The organism is Halomonas caseinilytica (assembly GCF_001662285.1).
Lineage (GTDB): Bacteria > Pseudomonadota > Gammaproteobacteria > Pseudomonadales > Halomonadaceae > Halomonas > Halomonas caseinilytica.
The window spans coordinates 55,776-75,451 of sequence record NZ_BDEO01000009.1 but is presented as its reverse complement, the minus strand read 5'-3'; the positions used below and the strand labels follow the sequence as shown (position 1 = coordinate 75,451).

The 19,676-nt window shown below is 64.5% G+C and carries 17 protein-coding genes; 13 read left to right on the top strand and 4 right to left on the bottom strand.

The window, feature by feature from the left end; translation table 11 throughout:
- Positions 1-2: 2 nt before the first annotated feature.
- Together HSDC_RS11385 and HSDC_RS11380 are read right to left on the bottom strand one after the other, a co-directional pair.
- Positions 3-686, bottom strand: a complete 684-nt coding sequence (locus HSDC_RS11385) for a hypothetical protein (RefSeq protein WP_064700080.1) — start codon at positions 684-686, stop codon at positions 3-5.
- Positions 687-816: 130 nt separating this feature from the next.
- Positions 817-1,098: an XRE family transcriptional regulator gene (locus HSDC_RS11380; protein WP_064700079.1), complete on the bottom strand. Its 282-nt coding sequence runs from the start codon at positions 1,096-1,098 to the stop codon at positions 817-819.
- 347 nt (positions 1,099-1,445) lie between these two features.
- On the opposite strand from HSDC_RS11380, the gene HSDC_RS11375 reads away from it, so the two are divergent.
- From HSDC_RS11375 to HSDC_RS11355, 5 genes are all read left to right on the top strand, one after another.
- A complete protein-coding gene (locus HSDC_RS11375) occupies positions 1,446-2,870 on the top strand; it encodes an APC family permease (protein WP_064700078.1) in 1,425 nt (474 codons plus the stop codon).
- A 40-nt stretch (positions 2,871-2,910) separates the two neighbouring features.
- On the top strand, positions 2,911-4,107 hold the full coding sequence (gene lhgD / locus HSDC_RS11370) for an L-2-hydroxyglutarate dehydrogenase (protein WP_064700077.1): 1,197 nt from the start codon (positions 2,911-2,913) through the stop codon (positions 4,105-4,107).
- Between the two features lie 152 nt (positions 4,108-4,259).
- Positions 4,260-5,222: a TAXI family TRAP transporter solute-binding subunit gene (locus tag HSDC_RS11365; RefSeq protein ID WP_064700076.1), complete on the top strand. Its 963-nt coding sequence runs from the start codon at positions 4,260-4,262 to the stop codon at positions 5,220-5,222.
- Entirely contained in the window at positions 5,222-5,818 is a 597-nt protein-coding gene (locus HSDC_RS11360) for a DUF1850 domain-containing protein (protein ID WP_064700075.1), read from the top strand. The genes HSDC_RS11365 and HSDC_RS11360 overlap by 1 nt, the downstream gene beginning before the upstream one ends.
- Before the next feature lie 61 nt (positions 5,819-5,879).
- Positions 5,880-7,886 (top strand): TRAP transporter permease, encoded by a 2,007-nt coding sequence (locus HSDC_RS11355; RefSeq protein ID WP_064700074.1) that lies wholly within the window; start codon positions 5,880-5,882, stop codon positions 7,884-7,886.
- Between the two features lie 84 nt (positions 7,887-7,970).
- Here HSDC_RS11355 and HSDC_RS11350 read toward each other — a convergent pair whose 3' ends face one another.
- Positions 7,971-8,627 carry a YbaY family lipoprotein gene (locus HSDC_RS11350; RefSeq protein WP_064700073.1) on the bottom strand — a complete coding sequence of 219 codons (657 nt, stop codon included), beginning with the start codon at positions 8,625-8,627 and terminating at the stop codon, positions 7,971-7,973.
- 270 nt (positions 8,628-8,897) lie between these two features.
- On the opposite strand from HSDC_RS11350, the gene purE reads away from it, so the two are divergent.
- Together purE and HSDC_RS11340 are read left to right on the top strand one after the other, a co-directional pair.
- Positions 8,898-9,407 carry a 5-(carboxyamino)imidazole ribonucleotide mutase gene (gene purE / locus HSDC_RS11345; protein ID WP_064700072.1) on the top strand — a complete coding sequence of 170 codons (510 nt, stop codon included), beginning with the start codon at positions 8,898-8,900 and terminating at the stop codon, positions 9,405-9,407.
- Between the two features lie 8 nt (positions 9,408-9,415).
- Positions 9,416-10,528: a 5-(carboxyamino)imidazole ribonucleotide synthase gene (locus HSDC_RS11340; RefSeq protein ID WP_064700071.1), complete on the top strand. Its 1,113-nt coding sequence runs from the start codon at positions 9,416-9,418 to the stop codon at positions 10,526-10,528.
- A gap of 101 nt (positions 10,529-10,629) precedes the next feature.
- On the opposite strand, the gene HSDC_RS11335 is transcribed toward HSDC_RS11340, so the two are convergent.
- On the bottom strand, positions 10,630-11,622 hold the full coding sequence (locus tag HSDC_RS11335) for a YeiH family protein (RefSeq protein ID WP_064700070.1): 993 nt from the start codon (positions 11,620-11,622) through the stop codon (positions 10,630-10,632).
- A gap of 100 nt (positions 11,623-11,722) precedes the next feature.
- On the opposite strand from HSDC_RS11335, the gene HSDC_RS11330 reads away from it, so the two are divergent.
- The 6 genes from HSDC_RS11330 (at position 11,723) to HSDC_RS11305 (ending at position 19,646) form a co-directional block, all read left to right on the top strand.
- Positions 11,723-12,619: a LysR substrate-binding domain-containing protein gene (locus HSDC_RS11330; RefSeq protein WP_064700069.1), complete on the top strand. Its 897-nt coding sequence runs from the start codon at positions 11,723-11,725 to the stop codon at positions 12,617-12,619.
- Positions 12,620-12,679: 60 nt separating this feature from the next.
- On the top strand, positions 12,680-13,636 hold the full coding sequence (locus HSDC_RS11325; protein WP_064700068.1) for a LysR family transcriptional regulator: 957 nt from the start codon (positions 12,680-12,682) through the stop codon (positions 13,634-13,636).
- 233 nt (positions 13,637-13,869) lie between these two features.
- The gene (gene eat / locus HSDC_RS11320) at positions 13,870-15,339 is read left to right on the top strand and encodes an ethanolamine permease (protein ID WP_064700067.1); all 1,470 of its coding nucleotides are present in this window, start codon (positions 13,870-13,872) and stop codon (positions 15,337-15,339) included.
- A gap of 50 nt (positions 15,340-15,389) precedes the next feature.
- A complete protein-coding gene (locus HSDC_RS11315) occupies positions 15,390-16,772 on the top strand; it encodes a glutamine synthetase family protein (protein WP_064700120.1) in 1,383 nt (460 codons plus the stop codon).
- A 171-nt stretch (positions 16,773-16,943) separates the two neighbouring features.
- A complete protein-coding gene (locus tag HSDC_RS11310) occupies positions 16,944-18,329 on the top strand; it encodes an aldehyde dehydrogenase family protein (RefSeq protein ID WP_064700066.1) in 1,386 nt (461 codons plus the stop codon).
- Positions 18,330-18,476: 147 nt separating this feature from the next.
- Positions 18,477-19,646: an iron-containing alcohol dehydrogenase gene (locus HSDC_RS11305; RefSeq protein WP_064700065.1), complete on the top strand. Its 1,170-nt coding sequence runs from the start codon at positions 18,477-18,479 to the stop codon at positions 19,644-19,646.
- The last annotated feature ends 30 nt before the right edge of the window (positions 19,647-19,676 follow it).

The window sequence follows — 19,676 nt, the reverse complement described above, 5'->3', positions numbered from 1 at the left end:
GGTCACTCCGAGACGGCCGAGCGCATCATGTCCTCGAAGGACTTGGCGTTCTCGGGCAATTCGAAGACATCCGGCGCCGGCGAGGCGTCGGTCAGCTCGGCCAGTCGAAAGCGGTCACCGAAGCGCAGCATACCCAGGCCGCGCTCTTCCAGCGAGGTGGCGATGGGGTCGGGCTCTCCGGTCATGGTGCGCTGGTAGTCGTGGAAGGCCGACATCAGTTCCCGCACCTGGGCATCGTCGCTGAGCACTACCTCGTCGTCGTGTGCGGTACCGTTCTTGTCGGTCCACTGGAGCCGATAGATCTCGCCTTCGAGGCCGGCGATGGTCTCGCTGTCGCCCGTGGCGTCGAGGGCGTCGACCTGGCTGGCCTGCTGGCCGGTCATGGTCTCGAGCTCACTGCCGCCCATGTTCTCGGCCATGTCCTTCAGCTTGGCCATGTCCATGACCATGGTTTGCCCCTGTACCTGGGTGACCAGATAGCCGTTGCCATCGCGGAGCAGCATGAAACCGGCTTGCGACTGGTCGGGAAAGTCCATTCTCAGGTTTTCGCCGGCCCAGCGTACGTCCATGGTGACGCTGCCCTGGTCGGACTGGGCCTCCAGCGTGGCACGGCCATCGGCCATCGCGGGGGACGCAGCGGCCATGACGAGCCCGGTGGCCAGCAGGCCGGTAACGAGATGTCGCATGGGGAAACTCCCTGTATCGCTGATCGGTGAAGGCTGGCGGCGTGCCAGCCCGTTGCTGGAGACTTTCTGAAAGCTATCGGCAGTCGTCGATCGGTCGGGTAGTGCCTGGGGCGACGGGCTGCCGGGGCGTTCAGGAAGACGTGAGTTCGGGGTCGATGGTCCTTCGCAGGCTCCGCAGCTCGTCGAGGGTGAGCTGTTCCAGGCGCCCGGCGAGGAGGTCGCTGATCTTCTGCATCGGCAGGCCGGCGCGGCGGGCAATATCGCGGCTGCCGAGATCTGATACGGCGATCAGCCGAGTGAGGATGCGCATGAGGCGCGTGCGTTGTTCCAGGTCCCTGACATCGAGGTCAGGGCATCTTCGTGGAGGAGGATCGACGGGATCCGTCTCGCAGGTATGGCTTGCCGTGCTCATGATGCTCCAGTGGGACAGAACGACCGCTACAGGATGCAACCTTTTTCCCACTTTCGCCAGTCTCTGACAAGTCCGAATCGGCAGGTCGTGGCAGGCAAGGCGTCGGGCACGGCGAGTGGGGCGCGTCCGGGGCGCCAGGCTACGACGAAAGGGGTAGGAAAGGGTTGAGGAAAGGGCTGAGGAAAGGGGCGAGACAGGGGGCGAGAGAAGGGAAGGAAAAAGCAGGCTGGCGTTGTCAGTCGGCATGTGTCGATGTTACTTATTTTTGACGTTGATTGATAAATGGAACATCACGATCAACCGATAACACGTCACGATCCATCGACAACAATAGGGATAACCGACAGATGCATGACGCTACGACACGACTGACACGAGTATTGGCGCGCAAGGATGTGCTGGCGCTGGCATTCGGTGCGATGATCGGCTGGGGCTGGATCGTGATGACGGGCAACTGGATCCAGTCGGCCGGCAGCCTGGGGGCGATCGTTGCCTTTCTGCTGGGCGGTGCCGTGATCGTGCTGGTGGGGCTGACCTATGCCGAGCTTGCCTCGGCCATGCCGCAGGTAGGCGGCGAGCACGTCTACAGCTACCGGGCGCTGGGCCATTTCGCTTCCTTTCTGTGCACCTGGGCGATCACGCTGGGCTATGTCAGCGTCGTCTCCTTCGAGGCCGTGGCCCTACCGACCGTGGTGGAGCATCTCTTCCCGAACTATGCCGTGGGACGGATGTGGACCATCGCTGGCTGGGAGGTCAACGCCACCTGGGTGGCCGTCGGGGTGGCTGGTTCGGTGGCGATGACATGGATCAACTACATCGGGGTGCGCACGGCGGCTCTGGTGCAGAAGGTCGTGACGTTGCTGATCCTGGTGGTGGGCATCATGTTCATCACCGGCGCCCTGTTCGAGGGTGAAGCGTCCACCCTGACGCCGCTGTTCAATGTGGAGGAGGGGGTGATCGGTGGGATCATGGCGGTGATCATCATGGTGCCGTTCATGTTCGTCGGTTTCGACGTGATTCCGCAGGCGGCCGAAGAGATCAACCTGCCGTTTCGAGACATCGGCCGAGTGCTGATGATCTCGGTGATCCTGGCAGTCTTCTGGTATGCCCTCATCATCCTCGGTACTGCCTTGATGCTCGATCCTTCGGCGCTGGCCGAGAGTTCGTTGGCGGTGCCCGATGCCATGCAGGCGGTCTTCCAGGCGCCCTGGGCCGGCAATCTCATGATCCTGGCCGGCATCGCCGGCATCATCACCAGCTGGAATGCCTTCTACATCGGGGGATCCCGCGCCATCTACGCCCTGGCGCACGCCGGTATGCTGCCGGCCTTTCTGGCCAGGCTGCATCCTCGGCATCGAACGCCGACCAATGCCATTCTGGTCATGGGGCTGCTGTCGGCCATCGCACCTTTCTTCGGGCGGCCGGCGCTGGTCTGGCTGGTGGTGGCTGGTGGCCTGGGCATCGTCATCGCCTATCTGTTCGTCGCGTTGTCCTTCGTCGTGCTGCGCCGCCGTGAGCCCGAATTGCATCGCCCGTTCCGCGTGCGCCACGGCAAGACCGTCGGTGCGCTCTCGGTGCTGCTCTCCATCGCGCTGATCGGTCTCTACCTGCCGGGGAGCCCATCGGCACTGTCCACGGTGGAGTGGAGCATCTTCGCCGCCTGGACGCTGCTCGGGCTGGTCTTCTATGCATGGTCCCGACACCGCTACGGCGTGGCCTACAGTGACACCATGATGCGCCGCGAGCTGGAGGGCGAGTCATCGTCGGGCTGATGCCAGAGCGGTATCCGTTAATCCAACGATGGGGCGGGCGATGCACGATTTCATCATCATCGGCGGCGGCATCCTCGGCATGTCCACCGCCATGCAGCTCAAGCAGGCCTTTCCGGATCGGCGCATGCTGCTCGTGGAAAAGGAGTCGGCACCGGCATGTCACCAGACCGGGCACAACAGCGGCGTGATCCATGCCGGCGTCTACTACACGCCGGGTAGCTTGAAGGCTCGTTTCTGCCTGGCGGGCAATCGTGCCACGCGCGACTTCTGCGATGCCCACGGTGTCGCGTACGACATCTGCGGCAAGTTGCTGGTGGCCACCAGCGAGCAGGAAAAGCAGCGCATGGAGGCGCTCTGGGAGCGCACCGCGGCCAATGGACTGGAGCGCGAGTGGTTGAGCGGCGAGGCGCTGCGCGAGCGCGAGCCCAATGTGACCGGCCTTGCCGGCATCTTCGTGCCATCCAGCGGGATCGTCGATTATGCTGCGGTGACGCGTGCCATGGCCGCCGAGTTCGAGCGGATGGGCGGCGAGATTCGCTATGGCGCCGAGGTTTCGAACCTGGAGGAACGTCGCCGCGAAGTGGTGGTGACGACCACTAAGGGTGAGTTCACCGGTCGCTATCTGGTGACCTGTTCCGGGCTGATGGCCGATCGCGTGATCCGCATGCTTGGGCAGAAGCCGGGGTTCACCATCTGTCCCTTCCGGGGGGAGTACTATGTGCTGCCCGAGCACCACAATGCGATCGTCAGCCATCTGATCTATCCGATTCCCGACCCTGCCATGCCGTTTCTCGGCGTGCACCTGACACGCATGATCGACGGCTCGGTCACCGTGGGGCCCAATGCCGTCCTGGCCCTCAAGCGCGAAGGATATCGCCGACGCGACGTCTCGCTGCGCGATCTTGCCGGCATGGCCGCCAATCCCGGCATTCTCAAGGTTCTGGGGCGGAACTGGCGGCCGGGCCTGGCGGAGATGAAGAATTCCTGGCACAAGCGAGGCTATCTGGCGCTCGTGCGCAAGTACTGCCCGAGCCTGACGCTGGACGATCTCGAGCCTTATCCGGCCGGTGTGAGGGCCCAGGCGGTATCCCGGGACGGCAAGCTGGTCGACGATTTTCTGTTCGTCAGCACGCCGCGCACGCTCAACGTGGGCAATGCCCCGTCGCCGGCAGCCACCTCGGCGCTGCCCATCGGTGCTCATATCGTCGAGAAACTCAAGGCGCAGGTGACGGACTGAGCGGCATACGACCTTGGGAGACTTGCCTGCCAGTCCCGAAAGCGTGGAAATAAGGTCTGGCCCCGCCGCCGGGGGGCTGCTAGCGTTTCCCGAGGCGGCCGAAGCCGTCGTCACCAATGACAACGATATCTGAATCGCAACGGAGGTTATTCATGCGCGCTCTCAAGTACGCTCTGGCGGCTTCGCTGTTGGTGGCCGCGCCCGCGGCAGTGGCCCAGCAGCAGCTGTCCATCGCCACCGGCGGTACCGGCGGTACCTACTATCCCTATGGCGGTGGCCTGGCCGAGCTGATCAAGGAACACATCGACGGCTATGACGCCGTGGCCGAGGTGACGGGCGCATCGGTGGAGAACATGGGGCTGGTCTGGCGTGGCGATTCCGACATGGCCCTGGCCCTGGCCGATACGGTCTACCAGGCCTATAACGGCACCGGCGACTTCGAGGGCCGCCAGCTCGAGAACATCCGGGCCTTGGCTTCCGTCTATCCCAACGCCGTGCAGATCGTGACCATGGCCGATTCCGGCATCGAGTCCCTGGAGGATCTCGAGGGCAAGATCGTCTCGGTGGGCGCGCCGGGGAGCGGTACCGAGCTCAACGCCCGGGCCGTGCTGGAGTCCAACGGCATCAGCTACGACGATTTCGAAGCGCGCCGTCTCAACTTCAACGAGACCGCCGATGCCATCCGCGACGGCGATATCGATGCCGGCTTCTGGAGTGTGGGGCCGCCCACCAGTTCGATCATGAACCTGGCCACCACCCGCGACATTCGCCTGATCGGCCTGAGCGACGAGGAAGTCGCCAATGCCCGCGAGGAAGTGCCGGTCTTCGCGCCCTATGAACTGCGCGCCGATCTCTACGAGGGCATGGAAGAGCCGGTGCAGACCATCGGTATCCCCAACATTCTGGCCACCAACGCCGAGATGGATGAGGAGCTGGCCTATCAGATCACCAAGACGCTGTTCGAGCACACCGATCAGTTGATCGCCATCCATCCGGCGGCCAATGACACCACCGTGAAATTCAGCGTCGATTCCACGCCCATTGCCTTCCATCCGGGGGCTCTGCGTTACTACGAGGAGAAGGGGGCCGAGATCGAGGATCGTCAACGTCCGTGATGCGGCGTCGGATGCACTGCGTGGCACCGGGGCGGGCTCGTCGAGGGCCCGCCCTGTTGCTGTGCCTGGCGTGTCTGCTGTTGCCGGTGCCGGCGCTGGCCGAGTGTCCGGCCCATGAGCTGAGAGTGAACGGCGCCGATGGGCGCCTGCTGGTGAGCCTGCCGATGCCGGAAGGCGCTGGCTGGTGCCTGGCCTGGAATCATTCGGTGGAAGGTTTTGCCGTGCACGATTGCTACCGCAATGTCGGTGGACATATGGTGCTGGAGCGCAGCCATCTGCCGGATTTCGCCGCCGGGCTCGATCACATTCCCGGGCGCGGGCGTCAGGTCTCCGACGGCCAGGGCGGCTACTGGATCGAAGATCTCGACGAGCCGGTCCCCGGAGATCGCTATCGCCTGCGTGTCGGTGCCATGCGCGTCGACCATCGACTAGTGCGGCATGGCGAGCCGAGCCTGCGAGCTTTGCTGGAGAGGTCACGGACGCGGGGGTGCCGCATCGACGAGCGCCTCCTTGCCGAGGACGGCCCCGTCGTGATCAGCCTCAGTGAGCTGGCCGCCAACGAAGGCGTGACCATCGGCCTGTACACCAACCCTTGAGACCCTTGCATCGTCCCGCAGAATCGGGCGGTGCTTCACCTGCCGTTGCGAGAGACTCTTCATGAGCGATTCGGGCAATTCCCCCGTCATTCCCGGCAGCCAGGCCAAGCATTCCCTGCCTGTGCTCAGGCTGATCACCCTGGTGGCCGTCGGACTTTCGCTGTTTCAGCTCTACTCCGCCGGTATCGAGCCCTTGGGGCTCTTCTACCAGCGCAGCATCCACCTGGCCTTGATCATGATGCTGGCTTTCCTGATGTTCCCTGTGTTCGGCCCCAACCGGCCCAGGGGCATGGTCGGGAGCCTGATCGATCTGGTGTTCTTCGCCGGTGCGGTGATCACCGGGGGCTATTTGGTGTTGTATCTCGACGAGATCATCAACCGAGCCGGGTTCTGGACCCAGACTGACATCGTGGTCGGCTGCATCGCCACCGTCACCGTGCTCGAGGCGAGTCGTCGTGCGGTGGGGCTGGGCATGACGGTGATCGGCGTGCTCGCCATCCTCTACGCCTTCGCCGGGTCGCGTGGCGAGCTGCCCTGGCTTGGCGAGTGGCTGCCCGGCATCCTCGAGCACCGTGGCTATGGCCTGGACCGCCTGGTCGGACAACTCTACCTGGGGCAGGAGGGAATCTTCGGCCTGCCCATGGGGGTGGCGGCCACCTATATCTTCATCTTCGTGCTGTTCGGTGCCTTTCTCGAGATCACCGGTGCCGGCAAGTTCTTCATCGACCTGGCCTATGCGGCCACCGGCCGGCAGCGCGGCGGCCCGGCCAAGGCGGCGGTCATCGCCTCGGCCGGCATGGGTTCGATCTCGGGCAGCGCCATCGCCAATGTGGTGACCACCGGCGCCTTCACCATCCCGCTGATGAAGCGGTTGGGCTACCGGCCGCATCAGGCCGGCGGCATCGAGGCGGCGGCCTCCACCGGCGGGCAGATCATGCCGCCGCTGATGGGGGCGGGCGCCTTCCTGATCGCCGAATACACCCGCATGCCCTACCTGGAAGTGGTCAAGGTCAGCATCCTGCCGGCGATCATGTACTTCGGCACCGTCTATCTGTTCGTGCACATCATCGCCCTGAAGCAGGGCATGCAGGGCATGAGCAAGGACGAGCTGCCGCAGATGCGCGACGTGCTGGGAGCCGGATGGCACTTCCTGCTGCCGCTGGCAGTGTTGGTGTGGCTGCTGGTCATGAATCTGTCGCCGATGCGGGTCGGTTATTACGCCATCCTGACCACGCTGGCGGTGGCGGCCCTGCGTTTTTTCATCTGGATGTTTTTCGTGGCGCCCAAGCAGGGGCAGCCGGTCACGGCGAGCGCCCTGAAACTCGCCGTGCGCAACGGGGCGCTCAAGGTGCTCGAGGGGCTCGAGCTCGGTGCCCGCAATGCCGTGGCGGTCTCCATGGCCTGTGCTGTGGCCGGGATCATCGTCGGCGTGGTAGGGCTCACCGGCCTGGGCCTGAAATTCTCGGCGATGATGATGGCCTTCTCCAATGGCCACTTGTTGCTGGCGCTGGTGATGGTACTGCTGGCCAGCCTTGTGCTGGGCATGGGGCTGCCGGTGACGGCCAGCTATATCGTGTTGATCGTGCTGGTGGGGCCGGCGTTGACCGCCGAATTCGGCGTGCCGCTTCTGATCGCTCACCTGGTGGTGTTCTGGTATTCCCAGGATTCCAATGTCACGCCGCCGATCGCCCTGGCCGGCTTTGCCGGGGCGGCAATTGCGGGCAGCAAGCCCATGGATACGGGGTTCCAGGCCTGGAAGTTCGCCAAGGGGCTCTACCTGATCCCGCTGTTCATGGTCTACAACCCGGAGATCATCATGGGCGGGCCCTGGCCGTTGCTGGTGTGGACAGCGTTGACCGGCTTCCTGGCCCTGGGGGCCTTCGCTGCGGCCCTGGAGGGCTATCTGTTCACGCGCATGTCGATACCGGTGCGCCTAGTGCTGGTGCCGGCGATGATTGCCGTCTTCTATCCGAGCCTGGTGGCCGAGGTCATCGGGGCGACGGTGATGGTCGTGGCCATCGCCGGCAACTGGCTGGCCAGCCACCGCCAGGCAGCGACCGCCGGGTAGCGTCTGGCGATGGTTCGCGAGACGACAAGGCCCCCGCTGAGGTATCGAGCGGGGGCCTTTCTTGGTGCCGGGGCGCGTGCAGGATCAGTTCTGCGGATCGGGTTCCTGCATGTCGGTGGCCTGTTCGTTGACTTCATCCAATGAATCGGCGCTGTCGCCCTGGGGATCGGCGTCGTCCGCTTTTTCCTGCAGCATGTCCTGCTGGGCCTGTTGCAGGCTTTCGCCGTCCGGGGTGGTGTTCACCGGTTCCAGGACCAGCGTGATCGGGCCTTGCTTGGCGTCGGGACCGACGTCGACGGTGTGGCGGGATGTCGTCGTCCACAGCAGTTCGCCTTTGTCGCCATGCAGTGCGGCGCGCAGGCCGTGGGTGTGTTCCGGCTTCACATCGGCGGTGTCGTAATCGAGATGGAACTCCACGGGGTCTTCGTTGCCGGGCGTGACGGTCGTCTCGGCGATGGTGGTCGCCGGTGCATCGGCTCGCGAGATATCGCGCAGGCTGACCGTGACTTCGGCCCCATCGGGGAGAGGCACGTCGGTCGCGGAGAATTCCAGCACGCCCTCGAGGGAGCGGGTGACAGACGCCTCGCTCTGGGTCTCCTGATCCGACGACGTGCTGGCTTGTTCGGTCTGTTCGGCCTGGGCGTTTTCGGCGTTGTCCTGCTCGGCCTCCTTGGCGTCGTCGCAACCGGCCAGGAACAGGGTCCCTGTCAGGGCGGCGATCATTAGCAGGGAACGTTTCATGGGCATGCTCCGTACGGATAAAGGTGGGTTGCTGGCGACGATCCTGTGACTTGATATTAACAATCAAGTTCGCATGAAGCGTGAAATTCGTTGTCGCACCGTGGCGACGTTGTGCCGTGCCGGCACTCGACGAAACGGGGAGAGGTAGGCGCGGCGCGGCTCTGCTAGAATGGTCGACTTCCACTTTTCCATGTGTCGAATGGCTCCGCCATTCGGCGTGTCATTGTTTTTGAACGGGGTTTGTGAAAGCCCTTTTGCGAGGAGCCCTGGATGCCAGCAAACGAGTCGCCGCGCGTCGGTGTGATCATGGGGTCGCAGTCCGATTGGCCCGTCATGGAGCATGCTGTCGACATGCTCGAGCGCCTGGGGGTGTCCTGCGAGACACGGGTGGTCTCGGCCCATCGTACCCCCGATTTGCTGTTCGATTACGCCAAGTCCGCCGCCGAACGTGGCCTGCAGGTGATCATCGCCGGCGCCGGTGGTGCGGCCCACCTGCCTGGCATGGTGGCTTCCCAGACGGCGCTGCCGGTACTGGGCGTGCCGGTGGAGTCCAAGTCGCTGAAGGGGCTGGATTCGCTGTTGTCGATCGTGCAGATGCCAGGCGGCGTTTCGGTGGGTACCCTGGCGATCGGCAAGGCCGGTGCCACCAATGCAGGGCTGATGGCCGCACAGATCGTCGGCCTGCAGGACGCTACGGTGCGCGAGGCGGTGGAGACCTTTCGTGCCGAGCAGACCCGCAAGGTGCTGGACAACCCCGATCCGCGTCCCGATTCACAGTGAGGCAGAGCATGAATATCGGTGTACTGGGAGCCGGCCAGCTGGGCCGGATGCTGGCCCTGGCGGGTTATCCGCTGGCCAATCGCTTCACCTTTCTCGATACCACCGGCCACCCCAGCGCCGGCATCGGTGATGTCATGGTGGATACCGATCAGAAGCACCTGGCCGACTTCCTGGCCAAGGTCGATCTGGTCACCTATGAGTTCGAGCATCTGCCGGTGTCGCTTGTCCAGGCCATCGAGGAGCACAAGCCTGTCCATCCCTCCAGCGAGGCGATCCGGGTCTGCCAGAATCGTGCCGAGGAGAAGGCGCTGTTCGATCGCCTGGGGATTCCCACGCCGGCCTATCGCCTGGTGGAAAGCGCCGAAGCGCTGGAGGATGCGGTACGCGAGCTGGGTACGCCAGTCGTCGCCAAGTCGGTGACCGAAGGCTACGACGGCAAGGGGCAGGCGGTGATCAAGTCGCCGTCAGAGGCCGTCGACGCCTGGCGAACCATCAATCATCCCCGTTTGATCGTCGAGGCTTTCGTCGATTTCGTGCGCGAGGTGTCGATCATCGCCGTGCGGGGGCGCGACGGCCAGGTGGTCTTCTACCCAATGGCCGAGAATCAGCACGTGGACGGCATCCTGCGCTACTCGGTGGCTCCCCTGCCGGATCTCGACGACGCCATCCAGGATACCGCCGACGGTTATATCCGGGCACTGCTCGACGAGCTCGATTATGTCGGTGTGCTGACCCTGGAGCTCTTCCAGACGCCTGACGGTGGCCTGCTGGCCAACGAGATGGCACCCCGGGTGCACAACTCCGGCCACTGGACCATGGACGGTGCGGTGACCAGCCAGTTCGAGAATCATCTGCGCGCCATCCAGGGGCTGCCGCTGGGCGACACGGCGGCACGCATGCCTTCATGCATGGTCAATGTCATCGGCCAGGAAGGCGAACCGGCGCGGCTGCTCGAGATTGAGGATGCCCACCTGCACCGCTACGACAAGAGCGAGCGCCCTGGACGCAAGCTGGCTCACGTCAACCTGGTGGCGCCGACCCATGCTGAGCTGATCGAGAAGGTTCGTCGTTGCGCCGAACTGTTGCCCGGCGCACCGACACCGCGCTTCAGCTTCGAGTGACATCCGGTCTCATCGGCCGATACGACAAGGCCGCGCCCGATGGACGCGGCCTTGTCGCATCTCCCCCACGCCTATTCTCTTCGCTCTTCTTTCTTATCTCTTCATCCCATCAGCAGATTGCTGGCGATCCAACCACCACCGATCAGCAGCACGAACAGGGTCAGTGCCAGAAGGAAAGGGCGGATGCCCAGGGCGCGCAGCTTCTCCAGCCGCGTTTCGAAACCCAGGGCAGCCATGGCCATGGTCAGCGCGACCTGGCCGGTCAGCACCAGAGCGTCGTGCAGCGGAGCGGGCAGGTCGACCAGACTGTTGAACACCACCATGGCCATGAAGCCGAAGGCGAACCAGGGAATCACCAGCCCGCCTTGTGCGCGGTCTTCGACAGCCGTATGGCGGCGCAGCCACCATTGGCCGACGATCAGCAGGAAGGGCACCAGCAGCATGACCCGCACCAGCTTGACGATCACCGCATTGGCCAGAGCCTCGGGGCCCACTGCCTCGCCGGCGGCCACGACCTGAGCGACCTCGTGAATGGTGGCCCCGATATAGATGCCGTAGAGGCCTTCGTCCATGCCCAGCAGCGGATAGAGCAGCGGGTAGAGCAGCATCGCCAGCGAGCCGAACAGCACCACGGTGGCAACCGCCATGGCCGTGGCGGCGGGGCGCGAGCGAATGGTGGACTCGGTGGCCAGCACCGCCGCGGCACCGCATATGGCGCTGCCGGCGCTGGTCAGCAGGGTGGTTTCGCGATCCATGCCGAGCACGCGCGTGCCGATCACGTAGCCGGCCGTCAGCACACTGGCGATGACCAGCATATCCAGCAGCAGGACCTTGGGCCCCAGGGCGACGACCTGCTGCAGGGTCAGCGACAGGCCGAACAGCACGATGCCGCCGCGCAGCAGCCAGCGGGTGGCGAAGGCCAGGCCGGGGCCGGTGCGTTTGGCGCGGCGCGCCAGGGGCAGGTTGCCGATCAGGATGCCGAGCAGCAAGGCCACCACCAGTGGGCTGACGCTGCTTTCGGCCAGGCCGGGCAACCGTACCAGGCCGAATCCGGCGCTGGTGAGGGCGGCGCATATCAACAGGCCTTGCCACATGCAGGAATCCTCGACGACGTTGTACCTGTCGAGCATCCTATGCGCTAATAGCTCATCTGGTTATCAGTTAATAACGAAACCTCTTTTCGGAAAAACCGATATGACACCCGCGGTGAGTTTTCGACAGCTGCAAGTGTTCGTCACCGTGGCGCGGCTGGGCACGGTGAGTGCGGCGGCCGAGTCGCTGAGCCTGTCGCAGTCGGCGACCAGCCAGGCCCTGTCCGATCTCGAGCGCCAGCTCGGAGTGGCCCTGTTCGAGCGTCCCGGTCGTCGCCTGCTGCTCAATGAGCTGGGGCGTCGAATGATGCCGCGGGCGGAGGAGCTTCTGGAGGGCGTCGCGGATTTCGTGGCGACCGCCCGGGAGCCCGAGGGGGCGTTGCACGGCGCGCTCAGCATTTCGGCCAGTGCCACGGTGGGGACCTATCTGCTGCCCGGGCTGGCCGGTCGCTTCAGCGAGCGTCACCCGGCGGTGGACCTGCGCCTCAAGTTGCGCAATACCTTCGAGGTCATCACCGATGTATTGCGCCTCGAGGCGGATCTGGGCCTGATCGAGGGGGAATGTCGCGAACCGCGACTGGCCAGCGAGACCTGGTGCGAGGACCGGCTGGTCATTGTCGCCGCGCTCGACCATCCCCTGGCGGAGCGAACACGACTCGATGACGACACTCTCGCCGGAGCGAACTGGATTCTCCGAGAGCCGGGTTCCGGGACGCGCTCGGTCTTCGAGCGGGCGATGCAGGCTCGCGGTCTTCTTGCCAAAGGGCGCATGGAACTGGGGCAGCACGAGGCCATCAAGCAGGCCGTGCGCGCCGGCCTGGGGCTTGGCTGCCTGTCCCGGCTGAGCGTGGCGGGCGAACTCGAGCGGGGTGAGCTGGTGGCGCTCGACAGCGAGCTGTCGCTGCGCCGAACCTTCTCTCTGGTCTGGCATCCCGAACGTTATCGCAGCCCGCTGTGGCAGGCCTTCAAGGTCTTTCTCGTTGAATCGATCCCGTCATGACGCGCTTGGCGTGTGCCGCTGTGGCATGCTGTGGATCGGCAAGCACAAGGGAGACAGGGGATGCGAAGCGGCTTCGGGTTCGATCTGCGCAGCATGGAAATCTTCGTCGAGACGCTGGAGCGCGGTAGCCAGACCGCTGCTGCCGAATACCTCGGGCTCAAGCAGTCTTCGGTATCGCAGAGTCTCGCCAACCTCGAAGAAGGGTTGGGGCTGGTCCTGCTGGATCGTCATTCCCGGCCGCTGGAGCCAACCAGTGCCGGTCGTTTCTTCTATGATCGCGCCAAGCGATTGTTGCACGAGGCGCGCCATACTCGGCGAGAGCTCCAGTCGGGCGCCTTCGGCCGCCTGCATCAGGTCCGCATGGCATTGGTGGATTCCCTGGCCACCGCCGTGGGGCAACCCCTGATCGAGGTGATTCGACGTCATACCAGCGACTACAGCCTGACGACGGGCCTGTCGCACATGCATGGCCACTCGTTGCTGACGCGGCACGTCGACATCATCATCTCGGACGACCGTCTCGAGAATTACGATGGCCTGGAGCGCCACGCCATTCTCGGCGAGCCCTTCGTCCTGGTCCTGCCCGCCGACTGGACGGGGCCGGTGGATAACCTGCGCTGGCTGTCGCGCCAACTGGATTTCGTGCGCTATACCGCCCAGTCGTTGATCGGACAGAGCATCGAGCGACACCTGCGCCTCAATCGACTGGAGCTGCCGGCCCGGCTGTATATCGACAACACCTTCGCGCTGCTCAGTCTTGTCGGGTCGGGGAGCGGCTGGACGATCACCACACCGCTCTGTCTTTTCCAGGCGGGGCTCGATCGGCTCGCCCTGCGCATCGAGCCGCTACCCACGCCGCCGCTGCGACGCGACCTGACGCTGGTGTCGCGACGCGATGAACTGGGCGACCTGCCGGCTCAGCTCGCGCGGGATAGTCGCCATCTGCTCGACCAGCGCTTCATGGGGGCGTTGCGTCGACACCTGCCCTGGCTGGTCGCCGAGGTCAGTACTGGCTGACCTCGCGTTCCGGGACACTCGCACGATGCCCCGAGGTCGTGCACGGCACGCGTCAGCGTGCTCTCGACGCGTGCATTATCGTTTTTACCTATAGTGCATCGGTCAGCCGTACCGATGCTGCTTGCTCCCTGATTCAAGCCCGCACCAGACTGCCAGGGCGCGTGACGAACCACGACCCGGTGGACGCGAACGCCACGCTAACAATGACAAGACAAGCGTTGGGGGTATTCAGAATGAGTCATTCCCGTACGTCCACGACCTCGGTGGACTATGAATCGGTCGACGAGGCTTATCTCGACAAGCGCAAGTTGAAGAAGGGGGCGGCCGGCTGGATCCTGCTGGCCAGCCTCGGTGTTTCCTACGTGATCTCCGGCGACTATGCCGGCTGGAACTTCGGCCTGGCGGCCGGTGGATTCGGTGGCATGCTGGTGGCGACCATCCTGATGGCGATCATGTACACGGCCATGGTGCTGTCGATCGCCGAACTCTCCTCCTCCCTGCCCACCGCCGGCGGCGGCTACAGTTTCGCCCGCCGTGCCTTCGGTCCCTGGGGAGGGTATGTCACCGGCACGGCGATACTGCTCGAGTACGCCATTGCGCCGGCGGCCATCGCGATCTTCATCGGCGGCTACGTCAACGAACTGATCGGCCTCAATGGCCCGCTGGTCTACGCCGTCTTCTATGCCGTCTTCGTCGGCATTCATCTTTGGGGGGCCGGTGAGGCACTGAAGATCATGATGGGGATCACCGCCCTGGCGGTCATCGCCATCCTGGTCTTCGTGGTCGGCATGCTGCCGCACTTCGATCCCGCCAATCTGTTCGATATTTCGGTCAATACCGGCGCTCTGGGGGCCTCGGCCTTTCTGCCCGAAGGGTTCATCGGTATCTGGGGCGCCTTGCCGTTCGCGATCTGGTTGTTCCTCGCTGTCGAAGGCGTGCCTCTGGCTGCCGAAGAGGCCGGCGATCCAGGACGCGACATGCCGCGTGGCATCATCACGGCCATGCTGGTGCTGCTGGTGTTCGGTGCCTGCGTGTTGCTGCTGGCGCCCGGCGGTGCCGGCGCCGCGGCGATGAGCGAGCACGCCGCGCCGCTGGTTGGTGCCCTGCAGGCGGTGTATGGCACTGACTCCTGGGCGGCGGGGTTCGTCAACCTGGTCGGCCTGGCCGGGCTGATAGCGTCCTTCTTCTCGATCATCTATGGCTATTCACGCCAGACCTTCGCGTTGTCCCGGGCCGGCTACCTGCCTCGCTGGCTGTCGGTCACCGGTGGTCGCAAGGTGCCGTTCCTGGCGCTGATCGTGCCTGGGGCCATCGGCTTTCTGCTCTCGCTCACCGGCAAGGGTGATCTGATGATCACCATGGCGGTCTTCGGTGCCACCATCTCCTACGCCATGATGACGCTCTCGCATATCCTGCTGCGCCGCCGCGAGCCCGAACTCGAACGTCCCTATCGTACGCCGGGCGGCATCCTGACCTCGGGCGTGGCCTTCGTGCTGGCCATCGTCGCCTTCCTCTCGACGTTCGTGGTCAGTGTCGAGGCGGCGCTGTGGTCGGCGGTGTTCTACGCCATCATGCTGGCCTATTTCGGGTTCTATAGCCGCCACCACCTAGTGGCCCAGGCGCCGGAAGAGGAATTCGAGGCGATCGCCCTGGCCGAGCGAGAACTCGACGAGCAAGCCGAGACAAGCCCGAAGCAGGCCTGAGCCCGATGCAGGCCGCGAACAAGCACAATGTAGCCGATGAGGATGAAACGATGAGCCGAATGCAGGCGAGAGACATCAAGACGACGGAGGACGCTCGGCGCATCGTCGAGGAGCGCGGCCTGAGCCACGTCAAGGTGGGCATGTTCGATATCGACGGCGTGATGCTCGGCAAGTACATGCAGCGCGACAAGTTCTTCTCCGCCCTGGAAGACGGTTTCGCCTTCTGCGACGTGGTGCTGGGCTGGGACAGCAAGGACGAGCTTTACGACAATGTGCGCTTCACCGGCTGGCACACCGGTTACCCCGATGCGCCTCTGAGAATCATCGTCGACAGTTGTCGCGAGATGCCGAGCGAGGGAGGCGGGATGCTGCTGTTCCTGGCCGAGTTCGACGGTCCTGCCGGCGATATCTGTCCGCGTGGCCTGCTCGGCCGGGTGCTGGAGCAGGGACGAGACATGGGCTTCGAAGCCAGTGGCTCCCTGGAGTACGAGTTTTTCATGTTCCAGGAGACGCCGGAGTCGGTGCGCGAGAAGGGCTTTCGTGACCTCAAGCCGCTGACGCCGGACATGATGGGCTACTCGATGCTGCGCAGCTCGGTGCATAGCGAGCTCTATCACGAGCTGCTGGCGCTGTCGCAGGAGATGGACTTTCCCATCGAGGGGCTGCACACCGAGACCGGCCCCGGCGTGCTCGAGGCCGCCCTGGCGGTGGACGATGCCATGACGGCCGGCGACAAGGGGGCACTGTTCAAGACCTTCACCAAGGTCTGGGCTCAGCGTCGCGGCCTGATGGCCACCTTCATGGCCAAGTGGTCGCCGGACTACCCGGGGCAGAGCGGGCATATTCATCTTTCGCTGCGGGATCGGGAAAGCGGCGAGTCGGTGTTCTTCGATGCCGACAAACCCTATCGCATGAGCGATGTGCAGCGCCATTTCGTCGCCGGGCAGCAGAAACTGATGCCGGAATTCCTGGCCATGTTCGCGCCCACCATCAACAGCTATACCCGGTTGATTCCCGGCTTCTGGGCGCCAACCGAGGCCACCTGGGGCGTGGAGAATCGTACCACGGCGCTGCGAGTGATACCGGGCAGCGCCAAGTCGCAGCGGGTCGAATATCGCCTCGGCAGCGCCGATGCCAATCCGTATCTGGCGCTGGCGGCCGCCATTGGCGCCGGCCTCTACGGCATCCAACACCGGCTTGAGCCCGATGAGCAGGTCAAGGGCAATGCCTACGAGCTCGATCATCCCGCGCACCAGTCCTTGCCGCGCACCCTGTGGGAGGCGGCTCAGCGCCTCAAGGCGTCCGAGGCGGCCCGGGCGCTGTTCGGCGATGCCTTCGTCGAGCACTTCGCGGCAACCCGGGAATGGGAAGAGCGAGAATTCCGCAAGCATATTACGGACTGGGAGCTGGATCGCTACTTCGAAATTATTTAGTGGAAAGGCCGGTTGCACGACACCAAAGCTGTGTTGGAGCGCCTCGAAATCTGCTCATTGACGACAGTCAACGCCGCGATTTCTCGTTGCTCCGCCTTGCCTTGGTGCCGTCCACTCGGCCCTGGACCACGGGAATTCGTTAGATACCACGTCATGAGGTGAAAACGACAGATGGCAATACAACAGACGATTTCGCCGGTGGATGGTTCGGTGTATGTCGAGCGTGAGCTGGCCGATGCGGCGCAGGTAGAGGCGGCCCTTGAGCGGGCGGTGGCGGCGCAGCGTTCCTGGCAGGCGACGTCGATCGCCGAGCGAGCCGCTTTCTGTTCGGCGATGGTCGACGCCTTCGTCGCCCGCCGCGATGCGCTGGCCGAGGAGCTGACATGGCAGATGGGCCGGCCGATTGCCGCTGGCGGCGCGGAGATCGGCGGCTTCGAGGAGCGGGCCCGCGGCATGATCGCTCTGGCCGAGCAGGCTCTGGCGCCGATCACGCTGCCTGACAAGCCGGGCTTCACTCGCTATATCACCCGCGAGCCGCTGGGCGTGTCGTTCATCGTCGCCCCCTGGAACTTTCCGTTCATGACGGCGGTGAATGCCATCGTGCCGTCGCTCATGGCCGGCAATGCCGTGATCCTCAAGCATTCCGCCCAGACCCCGTTGTGTGCCGAGCGAATCCAGCAGGCCTTCGAGACGGCGGGACTGCCCGAGGGAGTTTTTCAGTATCTTCACCTTTCCCATCCGGCGACCGAGGCTGTGATTCGCGATCCGCGTATCGATCATGTGTCCTTCACCGGCTCGGTCGGCGGTGGTGAAATGGTGGAGCGCAATGCTGCCGGGCGTTTCATTGCCACCGGCCTTGAGCTGGGCGGCAAGGACCCTGCCTATGTGCGCGCCGATGCCGATCTCGATGCGGCCGTACCGGGCGTGATGGATGGCGCCTTCTTCAATGCCGGCCAGAGTTGCTGCGGCATCGAACGGATCTACGTGCATCGCGACCTTCATGATGCCTTCGTCGAGCGGGCCGTGGCCTGGGTGCGGCAGCTCAGGCTAGGCAACCCCACCGATCCGGCGACCACGCTGGGGCCATTGGTCAAGCCGGCGGCGGCGGATTTCGTGAGAGGCCAGGTGGAAGAGGCCGTGGCGGCCGGCGCGAAGGCCTGGATCGATCCCGGCGAGTATCCGCTTTCCGAGCCGGGCAGCGCCTACCTTGCTCCTCAGGTGCTGACCGGCGTCGATCATTCCATGCGCGTGATGCACGAGGAGAGTTTCGGCCCGGTGGTGGGCATCATGCCGGTGGATTCCGACGATGAGGCCATCGCGCTGATGAACGACAGCGACTTCGGCCTGACCGCGGCGGTCTTCACTCGCGACATCACCACCGGCGAACAGCTGGCCCGGCGCCTGGAGGCGGGGACCGTCTTCACCAATCGCTGCGACTATCTGGATCCCGAGCTGGCCTGGACCGGCGTCAAGCAATCCGGACGCGGCTGCTCATTGTCACGCCTGGGCTACGAGACATTGACGCGGCCCAAGTCCTTCCACCTGAAGCATGGATAAGCGCAAGGCGTGTGGAAGCCGCAAGATCGGCGCTTCGCGCCAGGGTAGAACACGTATGACCCGGTGGGGCGGAATCGAGGCTTCCAGCAAGCGTCGGGTGCCGTGCCCCCGGTATTGGAGACTGAGGATATGAGGTGCAAAGACGACATGAGCCAGCTGACTGCCACCTGGAACTATCCTGCCCGGATTCTCGCCGGGGCAGGGCGGATACGGGAACTGCCTGAAGCTTGCCAAGCACTGGGCATGCGAGCCCCCTTGCTGGTGACCGATCCCGGCCTGGCGAGCTTGCCGATGGTGAACGACCTGGTGCAGCACTGTGCCGGCCAGGGCCTGCAGGTCGCCGTGTTCAGCGAGATCAAGGGCAACCCGACCGGGGCCAACGTCGAAGCGGGAGTAGCGGCTTTTCGCGAGGGCGGCCACGATGGTGTCATCGCCTTCGGCGGTGGCTCCGGTCTGGATGCCGCCAAGGCGGTGGCCTTGATGGCAGGACAGCGCGATGAGCTGTCGATCTGGGAGCTGGAGGATATCGGCGATTACTGGAAACGCGCCGACGGCGATGCCGTAGCGCCGGTGGTCGCCGTGCCCACGACCGCGGGAACTGGCTCCGAGGTGGGGCGCGCGTCGGTCATCACCAATGAGCAGGAACACGTCAAACGGATCATCTTCCATCCGCAAATGGTGCCGGCGACGGTGATCCTCGATCCCGAGTTGACCGTCGACTTGCCGGCGTCGATCACCGCCGCCACGGGAATGGATGCGCTTTCCCATTGCCTGGAGGCCTGGTGTTCGCCCAACTATCACCCCATGGCCGAAGGAATCGCCGTGGAAGGCATGCGCCGGATTCGCGACCACTTGCCGCGCGTGCATGCCGATGGCCAGGATCTCGAGTCACGCCAGCACATGCTGGTGGCCTCGATGATGGGCGCTACCGCCTTTCAGCGTGGCCTGGGCGCCATGCATGCCCTGGCGCATCCTCTCGGGGCCTTGTACGACGCGCACCACGGGACCCTCAATGCCGTGCTGATGCCTTATGTCCTGCGCGCCAACGAACAGGCCATCGGCGAACCCATGGTGCGCCTGGGACGCTATCTCGACCTGAGCCAGCCGGGAACCGGGGCGGTGATCGACTGGGTGCTCGACCTGCGCGAGCGCCTGGGCATCCCACATACGCTGGCAGAGCTGGGCATCGGCACCGAGCAGGCGGAGAAGGTCGGTCGCATGGCGGTCGCCGATCCGTCGTCGGGCACCAACCCCATCGGCTTCTCGCCGGAGCAGTATCGCGACATCTTCGTTGCTGCGGTCGAAGGCCGTCTCTAGCGGGTCAGCGCCAAGCGGGCGTCAACGGGA